Below are 15,109 nucleotides of genomic sequence, written 5' to 3' on the forward strand. Positions count from 1 at the left end.
GGTCTGCTCCAGGTCTGTGACGAGACCCGAAACGGGCGTGGCCTGTTCCAGGTCTCGTTCAGGGCGTTGCCGCGTCGCTTCAGGAACCGCTGCCGGACCGGGAAGAGTCCCAGGACTGATCGTGGTCTCGCCGAGGTCTGAGGAGGGTTTGGTTAGCGTTGGCAGAGTGATTCGCGTTCCTCAGGACACTGGACGAGCCGGTTCTCACGCAGGTCGTCGCGCAACTGAGAGAGCGTGTGTCAAAACTGAGTGGATGTCTCCCGACAGGTGAGCGAATGGTTCCGAGTAGGAGTTAGATAGATGACTCATCCCCTATCTACTGACAGTACGTCACCTATCGGATAGAGTGCCGATACAGTATAACTCGTCAGTCGATAGGTCATCAGGTAGGAGACATGAGTAGGCAGCACCAGGGCGAGCCTGCGTCTGGGTCTGGACATGCCGCGCGGTCCGGGAGGCGGTTGCCGGGTAGGGCGCCTTTCCCGGATCCCCTACCACACCAGCACGGGAGGGGAACAGATGGCGGTCCGCGCTTCTGCCGGCACCACAACGCTCGGTGGCTCATCCGGCGTCCACAAGGCCTACCATCTCAACGGCGTAAGCCCATTCGTCCAGATTGGAATACTCGGCACGGGCACAAAACCGGGCTCTGACATCGCCGAAGCGCCCCTGACGCGACACCGACGAGGCCCAGCACGGCCGCCGTGGTGAGCAGGGTCAACAGGAATTCGCTGCGCCGGAATCGCGCGATCCGGTGGAATTCGCCGAGGTTGACGAGCCGGGTCGCGGCGTAGATCACCAATGCGCCCAGCGCGGCCTTCGGGAAACCAGCCAGGATCGGCCCGGCGAACGCCAGGGTGACGAGTACCCCGGCCAGCGCGACCAGTGAGTACAGCTGCGTTCTGCTTCCCGCGGCATCCGCCAGCGCGGTCCGGCTGCCGCTGGAGCTCACCGGAAAACCACGCAGGAACCCGGCGGTCAGGTTGGCCGCACCGAGTGCCCGCAGTTCCCGCCCCGCGTCGACGTCCTCGCCGTGGCGGCTCCCGAAGGCGCGAGCGGTGAGGACGTTGTCGGAGAAGGAGACCAGCGCGATGCCGGTCGCGGGCAGCAACAGCTCTGGGAGGTCTCCGGCATGGACGTCGGGCAGGGCCGGTTCCGGCAGCCCGGACGGGATCTCCCCCACGACCTGGATTCCTTTTTCCCGCAGTGAGAACATGGCAACGACCGCGGTCGCGAGGAGAATGGCGACCAGCGCGCCCGGCGCGCGCGGCCAGAACCGGTCACCTGTGAAGAGCAGCGCGAGCACGGCGGCGGCCAGTGCCACCGTGGGCCAGTGTGGATTGCCGGCCCCGGAGGCGAACGAGCCGACCTGGGCAGCGAAGGACTCCCCGCTGATCGGTACGCCGGTCGTCGTGCCCAGCTGGCCCGCGGTCATCAGGACCGCGATTCCGGCCATGTAGCCGACGAGCACCGGTTTGGACAGCAGGTCGGCGAGGAAGCCCACGCGGATCAGCCAGCCGAGCAGGCACAGCCCGCCGACCAGCAGGGCCAGCACGGCCGCGAGCGTGGCGTATCTGCCGGGGTCACCGGCGGCCAGTGGCGCGAGCACGACGGCGGTCATCAACGCGGTGGTGGATTCCGGGCCGATCGAGAGCTGCCGCGACGACCCGAGGAAGGGATAGACGGCCAGCGGGCCGGTGATCGCCCACAGCCCGGCCACCGGGGGCAGGCCGGCTACTTCGGCATAGGCCATGACCTGCGGCACCAGATAGGCCGCCACCGTGATCCCGCCGATCAGGTCACCGCGCAACCAGGCCCGCCGGTAGCGCCGGACAGTACGCGGGAATCGGACCGACCAGTTCATGAGCTGAGGTTTCCCGGGCAGGGAAACGCAACACAGGGGCGAAAGTCACCACAACCGCAGCTGAGGGCCGAAGTCCCGGGGATCGAGGCCCAACGACCACGGCGGCGCGCGGGGCATGCGCCATAGCGTCGGGGGCGACCTGCCGAACGGAACGGGAGTGTGTCATGGCCAGTACCGGCAACCCGGCGATCGTCGTGGGTGTGGATGGTTCCGATCGGGCGCTGCACGCGGTGCGTTGGGCCGCGCTCTCCGCGGCCCGGCATCGGGCGCCGTTGCGTCTCGTGCACGCGGCCGCCTTCCCTGATCTCTTCGTCGGTGCTGCGGTTCCCCCGCCGCCCGGTGTCAAGGACCTGTTGCGGGCCCGGGGGTGGAAGCTGCTGCGCGAGGCCAGGCGGCTGGCCGAATCGGTGGCCACGGTCGATCTGCATACCGAGGTGGTTCCGGACCTGCCGGCGCCGTATTTCGTCGAGGCGTCGAAGTCGGCCCGGATGCTGGTGCTCGGCGCGTCGGGCCGTGGCCAGTTCACCGGTCTGCTCGCCGGATCGATCACGGTGAACCTGGCCGCGCACGCGCACTGCCCGGTGGTGGCGGTCCGCGGCGAGGGCTGGGAGGAGGCGCGCGGTGATCGTCCGGTCGTCGTGGGGATCGATGGCAGTCCGGCGAGCGAACCGGCGATCGAATACGCGTTCGCCGAGGCCTCCGCGCGGGATGTCGGGCTGGTTGCCGTGCATGCCTGGGGTGACGGGGACTTCGCGAGTGTTTTCGCCGAGGCGGAGCTGTATTTCGAGTGGGAGCCGCTGGGCGATTCCGAACGGCGGCTGCTGGCCGAACGCCTCGCGGGCTGGTCGGAGAAGTACCCCGACGTTCCGGTGGAGCGGGTGGTCGTGCGCGACCGGCCTCGGCACGAACTGCTCACCCGGAGCAAGAGCGCGCAGTTGGTGGTGGTCGGCAGCCGGGGCCGCGGCGGATTCGGCGGTCTGCTGCTCGGTTCCACCAGCCAGGCGCTGCTGCACCGCGCGGACTGCCCGGTGATGATCGCCCGCCCGAACATCGATGGAGGAAATCAATGAACCCCACTGTCGCCGCGGTCATGACTCCTGACCCGATCACGGTGGATCTGGACACCCCGTACAAGCGGATCGCCGAACTCCTCACCGCCCACCACATCAGCGCGGTTCCGGTGGTGAACCACCGCGGCGCACCGGTCGGCGTGGTGTCCGAGGCCGATCTGCTGCCCCGGATGCGACGGTCCGCGGACAGCACGCCACCCGGGTTGCTCGCCGGCGGCCACGCCCGCCGGGAATGGGCCAAATCCCGCGGATTGGTCGCACGCGATCTGATGACCATGCCGATCGAGACCGTCTCACCCGACGAGACCCTCGCGGCCGCGGCGGCGCAACTGGGTCGTTCCGGCTTCCGGCGCTTGTTCGTGGTCGAGCGCGGCAGGCTCGTGGGGGTCCTGTCCCGCGGTGACCTGCTGCAGGTGTACCGGCGCCCCGACGACCAGATCCGCGCGGAAATCGAACGGGACGTGCTCCGCCGCGCCTTGTGGGCGGATGCCGCCCAGGCGCGGGTGAGCGTCGAGGACGGAGTGGCCACCCTGGTCGGCAGGCTGGACAGCCGCAGCGAATGCGACCGGGCCGGACTGCTGACCGCCCGGGTCCCCGGGGTCGTGGCCGTGCGCAACCGGCTCGACTTCGTCTGGGACGACCAGGACGCCCACGGCCCGCACCCGGCCGCCGTGGATCGCTGACCGATGCCCACGGAATTCGCGGCCGTCCGGGAAACCCACTCCGGGGTCGTCTTCCTGGTCGGCGACCGCGCCTACAAACTGAAAAAGCCAGTAGAGCTGGGATTCCTGGACTTCCGCACCCCGGAACGGCGCCTGGCCGCGTGCCGCCGCGAGCTGGAACTCAATCGGCGGCTCGCCCCCGATGTGTACCTCGGCATCGCCGAACTGTCCGGTGTGGACGGTTGCCCGGATGAGCCGCTGCTGGTGATGCGGCGCATGCCGGACGACCGGCGACTGTCTGCCTTGGTCCGCGCGGGCGTGTCCACGATCGACGTGATCGAACGGCTGGCCCGGCTGATCGCGGCATTTCACGCCTCGGCCGACCGAAGGAAGGAGATCTCCGCCGAGGGCGGTCGGGATGCCCTCCGGGACCGCTGGACCGCGAGCTTCGACCAGGTGCGCCCGCTCGGGGTGCTCGAGCCCGCGGTCGCCGAGCGGATCGAACGGCTCGCCTTGGACTTCCTCGCCGGGCGGAGGGCGCTGTTCGATCGCCGGATCGCCACCGGGCGGATCGTCGACGGCCACGGTGATCTGCTCGCCGACGACATCTTCTGCCTCGACGACGGCCCCCGAGTGCTCGACTGCCTGGAATTCGACGATCGCCTGCGCTGGGTGGACGGCCTCGACGACATCGCGTTCCTGGCCATGGACCTGGAACACCTCGGCGCCGAGAAACTCGCCGAACACCTCCTCGACCGGTACGCCGAGTTCGCCGCCGACCCGGCACCGTCCTCGCTGCGGCACCACTACCTCGCCTACCGCGCCTTCGTCCGGGCCAAAGTCGGCTGCCTGCGGGCCGGTCAGGGCGAGGCCTCCGCCGCCGAATCCGCCCGCGAGTACGCCGCCCTCGCGCTCCAGCACTTGCGCGCCGGGCAGCCCCGGCTGATCCTGGTCGGCGGGCTACCGGGGACTGGGAAGTCCACTGTGGCTGGTCTGCTCGCCGACCGGCTCGGCGGAGTGCTGCTCTCCAGCGACCGGCTGCGCAAAGAACTGGCCGACCGATCCCCGCACGACCCTGCCGCAGCTCCCTACAACACCGGCATCTACACACCGGAACACACTCAGCGCACCTATGTCGAACTGGTGCGTCGCGCGGGCGAACTCCTCGAACAGGGCGAAACAGTAGTGCTCGACGCATCCTGGAACCGGGCACGCGCCCGCGAGCACGCGACCGAAATCGCACGACACACCAGCAGTGAACTAGTCGCATTGCGGTGTACCGCGCCGATCGAGATCACCATCCGGCGGCTCCGTGAACGGGATGGCAGTTTCTCCGATGCGGATCCGGTCATCGCCGCCGCGATGGCCGCCGACAGCCAACCCTGGCCGAACTCCGTCACACTGCCGACGACCGGCAGCCCCGACGACACGCTCACGCGGGCGATGGCCGCGATCGATCCACCGAACACACCGTGAAACAGCAGTGGGCGGTCCAGCTCATTCTGCTCGGTGTGGTCGCGGCCGCCGGAATCGCCGGTTTCGCAACCGACTGGGCCTGGATCGGCGCGATCGTGCTCGGCCTGGCGTACTCGGTGTCGATGGTGCTCGCCGATCTCGTCCACAAACGAATCGGTACCGACGTGCTCGCCACCCTGGCCCTGGCCGGGACGCTCCTCGTCGGCGAGTACCTCGCGGGAATGCTGATCGCGCTGATGCTCGCGACTGGTCAGGTGCTGGAGGGCTATGCCCGGCGCCGGGCGCACCGGGACCTCGACGCGCTCGCCGACCCCGCACCCCGCGTCATGCGGATCCGGCCGAAGCGGCTCCGGTCGCAAGGTTTGCGGACCGGTTCGCGGTCGTGTTCCTGCCGTCGCTCTGGTCCTCGCCGCGGCCGCGTGGTGGTGGTCCGGAATCCCGGTCACCGCGGTCGCGGTCCTGGTCACCGCGACCCCGTCACCGGAGGCGTCCAGGCTGATCACCCGGTTCCGCGCCGAGCACTCCGGCCTGGCCGAGGCGCGAGCGGCGGTGCGCGATGCCGCCGACGCCCTGTCCGAAGGGCTCGGGCCGCATGCCGAAGCGGCCGCGAGGACCGCCGGGCGTCTGGTCGCCGAACGGCTGCTGCCGCACGAGCGAGCCGAGGAACACGAACTGTATCCGGCACTCGGACCTCTGGTCGGCAGCGGCGCGGGCATGCCGAGACCGAACCGCTCGCCGCCCGGCTCCAGCGGCACCTGTCCGGCCCCGCTCCGCTACGACCGGCCCAGCTCGACGACCTGCGCGCCACTCAGTACGGCCTGGAGGCGGTACTCACCCCGCACTTCGAGCAAGAAGAGCAGGCCTACTTCGCGCTCGCCGAACCTGACGACCGGTGAACCGCGCCTCCACCGTCTACTGGGGACAACGTGGAAGCGGAGGTCCTTGCCTTCTGGTGACGATTTCCCTGGGAGAAACGACTTTGGACCCCGGTCACGGCATCCCCGGTGGCAGGACACTCGACTCGCCTCACCCTCGCGAGAAGGAGACCGCTCATGTCGATCGAATCAGCGCCACGGCTCACCAGCGAGATGCAGATCCCCGCACAGGACGCGGCCGAAACCGCACCCGAGCACGGCGCGGTGATGACCCCCATCGCCGGAAAGGTCATCGCGGTCCTGCGGATCGCGATGGGTTTCCTGTTCCTGTGGGCGTTCGCGGACAAGGCCTTCGGCTGGGGCTACGCCACCACCTCGCAGAACGCCTGGGTCAACGGCGGCTCCCCCACCAAAGGATTCCTCAGCAAGGTCCACGTCGGCCCGTTCCAGGACACCCTGCACTCCTGGGCCGGGGCCTGGTGGGCCGACTGGCTGTTCATGCTCGGTCTGCTCGGCATCGGCTCCGCCCTGCTGCTCGGCATCGGCCTGCGCCTAGCCGCGGTCACCGGAACGGTGATGATGCTGCTGATGTGGGTCGCCGAATGGCCCCCCGACCGCGCCACCGCCGACGGGAAACCATCGATGTCCACCAACCCGATCATCGAATACCACATCATTTACGCGATCGTGCTGATCGTGCTCGCCGCCGTGTACGCGGGAAACACATGGGGCTTGGGCCGTCGCTGGGCCGACCGCCACTTCGTCGAACGCAACCGCTGGCTCCTCTGACCACGCGGACCCGGGGCCGCGCACCCGTTGCGTGGCCCCCGGTGTCCGGAAAGCCCGCGTTGCCTCTCGCCGAGTGAGGGAATGTTGATGGACAAGGATTCGAGCATCGTGTCGGCCGATCTCGTGGCGCCAGGAAGCACCGGGTTGTCCGGGGCGGACGCGGCCGCACGGCTGCGGCGCGACGGCCGCAACGCACTGCCCCCGCCCCGGAGCCCGCGTCCGTTGCGGGTACTGGCAGCGCAGTTGGTGCATTTCTTCGCGATCATGCTGTGGGTGGCGGCGGGGCTGGCGCTGCTGGCCGGGATGCCCGCGATGGCCATCGCGATCGTCGTCGTGGTCCTGCTCAACGGGGCCTTCTCGTTCGTCCAGGAATACCGCGCCGACAAGGCCGCCGACCGCCTGCGCGATCTCCTGCCGGTACGGGCGACCGTACGCAGGGACGGGGTCGCCCTGGTGGTCGACGCGGCCGAACTCGTCGTCGGGGACATCGTGATCCTGGAGGCCGGGGACCGGGTCTCAGCCGACGCGACCCTGCTCGCGGGGGCGAGGCTGTCGGTGAACGAGTCGCTGCTGACCGGGGAGAGCGCCCCGGTGCGCTGCGAACCGGATGCACCCCTGCACGCGGGGACGTACGTCGTGGAAGGCCACGGCACCGCGGTGGTCACCGCGACCGGCGCCCGGACCCGCCTGGCCGGGATCGCCTCGGTCACCGAACAGGCCAAACGTCCGCGCAGCCCGCTGGCCACCCAGTTGCATCGCGTGGTCACCGCCATCGCCGGAATCGCGGTCACCGTGGGGATCGGTTTCTTCCTGGTGGGACTGATGCTCGGGCGGCCCAGCGCGGAAAGCCTGCTGTTCGCGATCGGGGTCACCGTCGCGCTGGTTCCCGAAGGACTGCTGCCCACGGTCACCCTTTCCCTTGCCCGGGCGGCCCAGCAGATGGCCGGACGGCACGCCCTGGTCCGCAAACTCGAATCCGTGGAGACCCTCGGGGCCACCACCTTCATCTGCACCGACAAGACCGGAACCCTGACCCGCAACGAAATGGCCGCGGTCACCGTCTGGACCTCGGCCGGAACGGTCACGGTCTCCGGAACCGGGTACGAACCGACCGGCGAACTCACCGGCCCGGGCGAGGCGATACGCCTGGCCACTGCGGCCGCGGACAGCGGGGCCCGGTGCTCCCCCGATTCCCGCGCCCAGTTCGCCGACGGCAAATGGGTTGCCGTCGGCGATCCGATGGAGGTGGCTCTGCACGTCCTGGCCGCCCGCACCGGGGTACCAGCGCCTCCGTCCCCGCTGGTCCGGCACGCGTTCGACCCTCGTCGCCGCCGATCCTCGGTCATCGACGAAGACGGCATGCACGTCTCGGGCGCACCGGACTCGATCATGCCACTATGCCCCGGCCTCCCCGCTGACGCGCACACCGCGCTGACGGCGATGGCGGACCGCGGCTTGCGCGTGCTCGCCGTGGCTCGGCGGTCCGCGGTGTCCGATGTGGACGCTTCGGAGCGTGATCTCGAGCTGCTCGGCCTGATCGGCTTGCAGGATCCGCCGCGCGCCGATGTCGCCGCGGCCATCGCGTCCTGCCGCCGAGCAGGCATCAAGATCGCGATGGTCACCGGGGACCACCCCGGCACCGCCGCCGCCATCGCCCGCGAAGTCGGGCTCACCGGGCCGCAAACTCGCGTGCTGACCGGGGCCGAGTTGCCCGCCGACGACACCGCACTGGGCGAACTGCTCGACCACGACGGCATCGTGCTGGCCAGAGTCGAGCCCGAACAGAAACTCCGCATCGCCAAGGCATTGCAGGCACGCGGGCACATCGTCGCGATGACCGGCGACGGGGTGAACGACGGGCCCGCGCTGCGCACCGCCGACATCGGCGTGGCCATGGGCGCCTCGGGCACCGACGTCGCCCGCGAAGCCGCCGACCTCGTGCTGCTCGACGACCACTTCGCCACCATCGTGTCCGCGATCGAACTGGGCCGCGCCACCTTCGCCAACATCCGACGCTTCCTCACCTACCACCTCACCGACAACGTCGCCGAACTCACCCCCTTCGTCGTCTGGGCGCTGTCCGGCGGCACCATCCCGGCCGCGATCACCGTGCTGCAGGTCCTCGCCCTCGACATCGGCACCGACCTCCTGCCCGCGCTCGCCCTCGGCGCCGAAGAACCCAACCCGCGCACCATGCGGGGCAAGCTGCGACTCGGGAACCTGATCAACCGCACCGTCCTCGTCCGGGCCTTCGGAGTCCTCGGCCCCGCCGAGGCGATCACCGCAATGGCGGCATTCCTGGCCGTGCTGTTCGCGGGCGGCTGGTCCTTCGGCACCGCCCCTCCCCCCGCCCTGCTGGCCACCGCGTCGGGCACCGCGTTCACCGCGGTCGTGCTCGGCCAACTCGCGAACGCGTTCGCATGCCGCAGCGAATCCCGCTGGATCGGCCGGATGCGACCCTGGACGAACCACCTGCTGCTCTACGCCATCGGCTTCGAACTGGCGATGCTGTTCGTCTTCCTGCTCATGCCGCCCCTGCCAGCGCTGCTCGGCGGAAACATGCCGAACGCCCTGGGCTGGGGACTCGCGGCCCTGGCGATCCCGCTGGTGCTCCTGGCCGACGGGATGCAGAAAGGAGTGCGGGCACACGGGAAGCGCCACCAGGGACAGATGTCTTCGAACCCGGCGCGCTGAGGTCCAGAAAAGACGGACGGATCTTCCCGCCGATACGCGCTCGTGCCGACGACAGCGCTTTCGGGTGGACTTTGGTGGCACTGACTTCCGGTGACTGTACGCGCCAGTAAGGTACGGGGTGACGGTGGCCATATCGGCAGACTCGACCGGATGCCATAGCCAGCCCCACGCTCATCGGGAATGGGCAAGTCCCTGTGGTGGAAGGGTTTCCAGGGTCTCGACCGGTCCGCTTTGCGGCACCACGACGATCGGTGTCGAGGTCAGTGCGGCGCATCGGGTGGCTACCGAGCCCAGTCGGCCCTGACCGCCGGGGCCGACGCGGTAGGCGCCGAGCACGAGCAGCGCGGCCCCGCGTGCGGTCTCGGTCAGGGTGGATGCGGCGGGGCCCTGGACGCTGATGGACTCGACCGGCGCGCGGACGTTGGTCATCTGCCGCGCGTGCTCGAGGGCATGCCGCAGCAATGATCGGGAATCGGCTCTCAGCTGCCGCGGGGTGCGCCAGGTGAAGTCGGCCACCTGGCCGACCGTCCAGGAGTGCACGGCCCGCACCGTGCTGTGGCGCAGGTCGCCTTCGCGCAGCGCCCACTGCAGGGCTTGCTGTCCGGCCGCGGAGCCGTCCACGCCGACCACGATCGATGGTGCGGAGTTCATGGGGTCGGCTGCCGGTTGGTGACGAATTCGGTGTGCACGACCCCCGGGACCGTGCGGGCCAGCGCGCCGAGCACGCCGCGTTCGGCGTTGTCCGCGAATTCCCCGGTGAGGGTGACCACGCCGCCGGTGACCGCGACGGTCCAGCGGTTGCGGTGTCCGGAGTAGTCGGTGAGCAGGGCGCGGACGTGCGCGGCGATCGCGTCGTCGCGCCGGATCATCGGGCGGAGCAGGTCGCGCCTGCTGACCACGCCGACCAGCGTGCCGTTGTCGACGACCGGGATGCAGCGCAGCCGGTCGGTCAGCATGCGCCGCCCGATGTCGGCGACTTCGGTGTCCGGCCCGGCGACTTCGACCGGGGTGGTCATCGTTTCGGCGACCGTGCGGTGCGCGGCACCGCCCCGCAGGGCGTCGGTTTCGGTGAAGACCCCGATGACCTTGTTGTCCTGGTCGACCACTGGCAGCCCGGCGAATCCGCGCTCGGTCAGCAGGGCGATGGCCTCCCGGATCGTGGTGTCCGTGGTGATGCTCACCACGGGACTGCTCATGATCTCGTTCGCACGCATGGGAAACTCCTGTTTCGATGGCTAGCGGTGGTGGATGGCGGCGCGGGTGGTGGCGAGGCGGCGACGCTCTTCTTCGTCTATTTCGGACTGTTGTTCGGCGGTGACCAATTGGGCGTCGGGTCCGGGGAAGTAGAGCGATTCGCGGTCGTCGCGCAGCCACTTCACCAGGTAGGGCGGGGCGCCGTCGGCGCCGCGGACTTCCAGGATGCGGCCGCGTTGGTCGGGCCTGTCCACGTAGGTTTCTTTGATCACCAGCCAGTCCCCTGCCTGTGCCCGCATGGCTCCTCCCTCAGTGCCGGGTCCAGTCGGGGGCGATCCGGGACCATTCCCGTTCCCACTCCGCCGCTCGCGAGCGGTCGAGGGCCTTGCGGCCGACCCAGTACAGCCCGCCGAGCACGGTGATGGCGGACAGCCAGATCGCCGTCCCGACACCGATGCCGGTGGCCGCGGCTTCGGCGGCGGTCACCGGCGCGGCCACCAGATCACCTCGCGGGTCAAGCCAGATCGGCACCGCCGCCCCGGCGGCCGTGCCCTCGTTCACGGTCACGTTCCCGCGGCGCTCCGAGCCGATCACGGTCCACCGGGCCGGTACCTGTGCGGTGCCCGGGGTCGGCGTGCCGTCGGGGCGTGCCGCTGGGTCGGGTGCGTTGCTCAGGGTGACGGCGGTGGCGGGGTGTCGTTCCGCGCGCTGCCGATCCGACAGCTCGAGCTGGTCGGCGTAGGCTTGCGCGCCCTGGAGGACGGCGAGCGGCAGGGCCAGCAGCGCGCACAGGGCAGCGCCGATCAGCAGCCCGGCCTCCAGCCGCTCCCAGCCCCGGGCGAGGGGATTGCGCCCGGCGCGCACCAGACGCCACGACCGGGCGATCGTCATCGGTAACCGGTTCATCGGGAACGACCTCCTCACCTGCTCAGGAGAAGGCTCCCCGTCGGGACTTGTCCGGAGTAAGGGGCGTTGGTCCCCGCCCGTTGTGCCCTGGGTCCTGGTGGAGGTCACCATGATCGGTGCCCGACGGCCCTACGCCCGCACCCGTCCGCGGAGTGGAATCGCAGGCGAAGGCATTCCCTCCCCCGAAAGGCCACCGCGATGAATCTGCCGATTCGCAGACGCGCCCACGCGCTGCTGTCCGACCTGCCCGAGCTGTTCGACGCGTTCCAACCCTTCGCCGGGATGCGCCCGCTGATCGACCCGCACGCTATCCGCCTGGAGGACCAGCTCGCGGAGGGCCGCTACACCGTGCGCGCCGAGCTCCCGGGAATCGACGCCGAGAAGGACCTCGAGGTCACCGTGCACGACGGGCTGCTCACCATCCGGGCCGAACGGTCGGAGGACAAGGCGGACAAGAACCGGTCGGAGTTCCGCTACGGCTCGTTCGCCCGCACCGTCTCGCTCCCCGCCGGCGCGAAGGAAGACACCATCAACGCCGAATACGCCGACGGAATCCTCACCGTGACGGCTCAGGTCGGCGAGCCGGAGTCCCCGGCGAAGCAGATCAAGGTACGAGCCAAGTGACCTGGTGGCGGCCCGTCACTCCCCCTCGGGCCGCCACCACCCCGCTCCAGCGGGCGTCCAGGAAGGCGCACGATCATGGCGATCGCCTTGCCCCAGCGCAAACCCCGCAGCCCGCTGCTGCTGGCCGATCAGTTCGCGCCGCACTACCAGTTCGAACGTGCCCGGCACCGGATCGTCGACGCCGCACCGGACGAGGTCTACGCGGCCGCGCACGCGCTCGACCTGGCGCAGATCCGCCGTCCTCTCTTCGATGTATTGCGCCGGTTGTGTGTCCGGGCCTGCCCCGCGCCGCTCACTCTGGACGAACTGGAGACGCGCTCGCCCTGGACCGTTCTCGGTGAATTGCCCGGGGAAGAGATCGTCTTCGGCGTCGCCGGACAGTTCTGGCGTCCCGGAGGTGACTGGCGCCGACTGGAACCGCGGGATTTCGCCGACTTCGCCGAGCCCGGGTACGGCAAGCTCGTGGTGAGCCTCTCGGTCCGCCCCTACGGCCGCCGCCGCTCGCTGGTCACCGTTGACGTTCGTGTGCTGCTCGACGATCCGGCGAGCTGGGTCCGCTTCCGCCGCATCTGGCCGCTGGCCGGCCCCCTTATCGGGCGATTCCAAGCCGCGCTGCTCTGCGCTGTCGAGTCGGCCGCCCTGCACCCGCACCGGGACTTGGCTCCCGCCCCCGCTGACCTGAAGGAAATCACATGACTCGCGACATTCTCTGGCTGTCCGAAGTGGACTCCAACGACACGGCGGTGGTCGGTGGGAAGGGCGCCAACCTCGGGGAGCTCTCCGCCGCCTCAATGCCCGTACCGCCCGGATTCGTGATCACCGCACCCGCCTACCTGGACTGCATGGAGGCGGCCGGGATACGCGCCGAACTGCGGGACGCTGTCGCCCAGGCCGGATCGGCCCCCGCCGCGAGCGACGAACGGCTGCGGGCGCTGGTGCGCAAGGCCGGGGTCACCCCTTCGCTGGACGCCGCGATCCGGGAGACTTACCGCATGTTGGGCGCCAGCACCGCGGTCGCGGTGCGCTCGTCGGCGACCGCGGAGGACAGTGCCGGGGCGTCCTTCGCCGGGATGAACCGCACCATCACCAACGTCGTCGGCGCGGACAAGGTCGTCGAAAGCGTCGTCGCCTGCTGGGAATCCCTGTTCGGCGCCCGATCCTTGGCCTACCGCGCGGAACAAGGCATCACCGGCGAACCCGCGATCGCCGTCGTCGTGCAACGCATGGCCGACGCCGACAAGGCCGGGGTGATCTTCACCGCCGACCCCTCCACCGGCGACCGCGACCGAATCGTGGTGGAAGCGGTCTTTGGCTTCGGGGAGGTCCTGGTTAGCGGCGCCGTCGAACCGGACACCTACATTCTGTCCAAACCGGACGCGACCGTACTGCGGACCCGGATCGGGCGGCAGACCCACAAGATCACCCACGGGCCGAACGGCGACGAGCAACGGGTGGACCTCGGCGATGAGGGACGCCCCGCGGTGCTGAGCCCGGCCGAGGCCACCGAACTCGCCCGGCTCGCGATGCGGGTCGAGCACCTCTACGGCACTCCGCAGGACATCGAATGGGTCATCGCCGAAGGCAGGACCTGGCTGGTGCAGACCCGCCCGATCACTACGCTGGCCGAGCACACCGCCGCACCCGCAGACACCGTGCTCGCCTCCGGGCTGTCCGCCGCGCCCGGCGTCGCGACCGGCGTCGTGCGCGTGCTGCGCTCCCCGGCCGAGAGCGATCGGCTGGGCGAGGGCGAGATCCTGGTGGCCGAGATGACCAACCCGGACTGGGTACCCGCGATCCGCCGCGCCGCGGCGCTGGTCACCGACCAGGGCGGGATGACCTGCCACGCCGCCATCGTCGCCCGCGAACTCGGCGTCCCCTGCGTGGTCGGCACCCGCTCGGCCACCCGGGACCTGCACGACGGCCAACTCGTCACCGTCGACGGCGCCGCGGGCACCGTCCGGGCAGGCACCCGGGTCACCACCCAAACGGCCACCACCGACCCGGCACCGATCGCCGCACCCGAAGCGCTGGGCACCACGCTGTACGTCAACCTCGCACTGCCGGACCAGGCCGAACGCGTCGCCGCGCTCCCGGTCGACGGGGTCGGCCTGCTGCGCGCCGAGTTCATGCTCACCGAGGCGCTCGCCAACCAGCACCCGCGCGCGTTCCTCGCCGAACACGGCGCCGACCGGTTCGTCACCGCGATGTCCGCGTCCCTGCTGAAGATCACCCGAGCCTTCGGCGCCCGCCCGGTCGTCTACCGGGCCACCGACTTCCGTACCAACGAATTCCGCGACCTCACCGGCGGCGACGAGTTCGAACCCGTCGAGCACAACCCGATGATCGGCTACCGCGGCTGCTACCGCTACCTCGACGATCCGGACCTGTTCCGGCTCGAACTGCGCGCGCTCGCCAAGGTTCGGGAACAAACCCCGAACCTGCACCTGATGCTTCCGTTCGTGCGCACCAAATGGGAACTCGAAGCCTGCCTCGAACTCGTCGACGCCAGCCCGCTCGGCCGCCAGCGTGGCCTGCACCGCTGGGTCATGGCCGAGGTTCCCTCGATCGTCTACTGGATCCCCGAATACGCGCACCTCGGCATCGACGGGGTTTCCATCGGCAGCAACGACCTCACCCAGCTGATGCTCGGCGTCGACCGTGACTCCCAGATTTGCGCCCCGCTGTTCGACGAGGCCGATCCGGCGGTCCTTGACGCGATCACCCGGATCGTCCAAGCCTGCCGGGACGCGGGCATCACCTCGTCGCTGTGCGGGCAGGCGCCCTCGGCCCGTCCCGCGTTCGCCGAGCACCTGGTACGAGCTGGGATCACCTCGATCTCGGTCAACGCCGACAGTGTCCCCGCCGCTCGCACGGCGATCGCTGCCGCCGAACGCCGCCTCCTGCTGGACTCCTGCCGTAGCTGACCGGCGTCCGCCGAACGGCGCAGCCGTGATG

Annotated in this window: 14 protein-coding genes; 9 read left to right on the forward strand and 5 right to left on the reverse strand. The window is 70.0% G+C overall.

Annotated features, from left to right (window positions below):
* Positions 1-589: 589 nt before the first annotated feature.
* Positions 590-1,864, reverse strand: coding sequence for a SulP family inorganic anion transporter (locus tag FXO23_RS26260; RefSeq protein ID WP_158888103.1), 1,275 nt, complete (start codon positions 1,862-1,864; stop codon positions 590-592).
* Between the two features lie 164 nt (positions 1,865-2,028).
* Between FXO23_RS26260 and FXO23_RS26265 the strand changes: the two genes are divergently transcribed.
* The 6 genes from FXO23_RS26265 to FXO23_RS26290 all read left to right on the forward strand — a co-directional run bounded on the left by FXO23_RS26265 (position 2,029) and on the right by FXO23_RS26290 (position 9,430).
* The gene (locus FXO23_RS26265; protein ID WP_158888104.1) at positions 2,029-2,934 is read left to right on the forward strand and encodes a universal stress protein; all 906 of its coding nucleotides are present in this window, start codon (positions 2,029-2,031) and stop codon (positions 2,932-2,934) included.
* Positions 2,931-3,617 carry a CBS domain-containing protein gene (locus tag FXO23_RS26270; protein ID WP_158888105.1) on the forward strand — a complete coding sequence of 229 codons (687 nt, stop codon included), beginning with the start codon at positions 2,931-2,933 and terminating at the stop codon, positions 3,615-3,617. Before FXO23_RS26265 ends, FXO23_RS26270 begins: the two co-directional genes overlap by 4 nt.
* Positions 3,618-3,620: 3 nt before the next feature.
* Positions 3,621-5,072 (forward strand): bifunctional aminoglycoside phosphotransferase/ATP-binding protein, encoded by a 1,452-nt coding sequence (locus FXO23_RS26275; RefSeq protein ID WP_158888106.1) that lies wholly within the window; start codon positions 3,621-3,623, stop codon positions 5,070-5,072.
* Positions 5,069-5,968, forward strand: a complete 900-nt coding sequence (locus FXO23_RS26280) for a hypothetical protein (RefSeq protein WP_484476994.1) — start codon at positions 5,069-5,071, stop codon at positions 5,966-5,968. The genes FXO23_RS26275 and FXO23_RS26280 overlap by 4 nt, the downstream gene beginning before the upstream one ends.
* A gap of 156 nt (positions 5,969-6,124) precedes the next feature.
* Positions 6,125-6,736, forward strand: a complete 612-nt coding sequence (locus tag FXO23_RS26285; RefSeq protein ID WP_158888107.1) for a DoxX family protein — start codon at positions 6,125-6,127, stop codon at positions 6,734-6,736.
* An 87-nt stretch (positions 6,737-6,823) separates the two neighbouring features.
* Complete coding sequence (locus FXO23_RS26290; protein ID WP_158888108.1) at positions 6,824-9,430, forward strand: cation-translocating P-type ATPase; 2,607 nt, start codon at positions 6,824-6,826, stop codon at positions 9,428-9,430.
* Between the two features lie 171 nt (positions 9,431-9,601).
* Here the strand turns inward: FXO23_RS26290 and FXO23_RS26295 are convergent, their stop codons facing one another.
* From FXO23_RS26295 to FXO23_RS26310, 4 genes are read right to left on the reverse strand one after another with little or no spacing between them, the layout of a single operon-like run.
* Positions 9,602-10,081, reverse strand: coding sequence for a universal stress protein (locus tag FXO23_RS26295; RefSeq protein WP_158888109.1), 480 nt, complete (start codon positions 10,079-10,081; stop codon positions 9,602-9,604).
* Positions 10,078-10,644: a CBS domain-containing protein gene (locus FXO23_RS26300; RefSeq protein ID WP_158888110.1), complete on the reverse strand. Its 567-nt coding sequence runs from the start codon at positions 10,642-10,644 to the stop codon at positions 10,078-10,080. Before FXO23_RS26300 ends, FXO23_RS26295 begins: the two co-directional genes overlap by 4 nt.
* Positions 10,645-10,665: 21 nt before the next feature.
* Positions 10,666-10,923 carry a DUF1918 domain-containing protein gene (locus FXO23_RS26305; protein WP_158888111.1) on the reverse strand — a complete coding sequence of 86 codons (258 nt, stop codon included), beginning with the start codon at positions 10,921-10,923 and terminating at the stop codon, positions 10,666-10,668.
* Between the two features lie 10 nt (positions 10,924-10,933).
* A complete protein-coding gene (locus FXO23_RS26310; RefSeq protein WP_158888112.1) occupies positions 10,934-11,530 on the reverse strand; it encodes an Rv1733c family protein in 597 nt (198 codons plus the stop codon).
* Positions 11,531-11,728: 198 nt separating this feature from the next.
* On the opposite strand from FXO23_RS26310, the gene FXO23_RS26315 reads away from it, so the two are divergent.
* The 3 genes from FXO23_RS26315 (at position 11,729) to ppsA (ending at position 15,078) form a co-directional block, all read left to right on the forward strand.
* Complete coding sequence (locus FXO23_RS26315; protein ID WP_158888113.1) at positions 11,729-12,154, forward strand: Hsp20/alpha crystallin family protein; 426 nt, start codon at positions 11,729-11,731, stop codon at positions 12,152-12,154.
* Positions 12,155-12,229: 75 nt separating this feature from the next.
* Positions 12,230-12,850: a hypothetical protein gene (locus FXO23_RS26320; RefSeq protein WP_158888114.1), complete on the forward strand. Its 621-nt coding sequence runs from the start codon at positions 12,230-12,232 to the stop codon at positions 12,848-12,850.
* On the forward strand, positions 12,847-15,078 hold the full coding sequence (ppsA, locus tag FXO23_RS26325) for a phosphoenolpyruvate synthase (RefSeq protein ID WP_158888115.1): 2,232 nt from the start codon (positions 12,847-12,849) through the stop codon (positions 15,076-15,078). Before FXO23_RS26320 ends, ppsA begins: the two co-directional genes overlap by 4 nt.
* Positions 15,079-15,109: the final 31 nt, after the last annotated feature.

It is taken from the genome of Amycolatopsis anabasis, assembly GCF_009765355.1.
GTDB lineage: Bacteria > Actinomycetota > Actinomycetes > Mycobacteriales > Pseudonocardiaceae > Amycolatopsis > Amycolatopsis anabasis.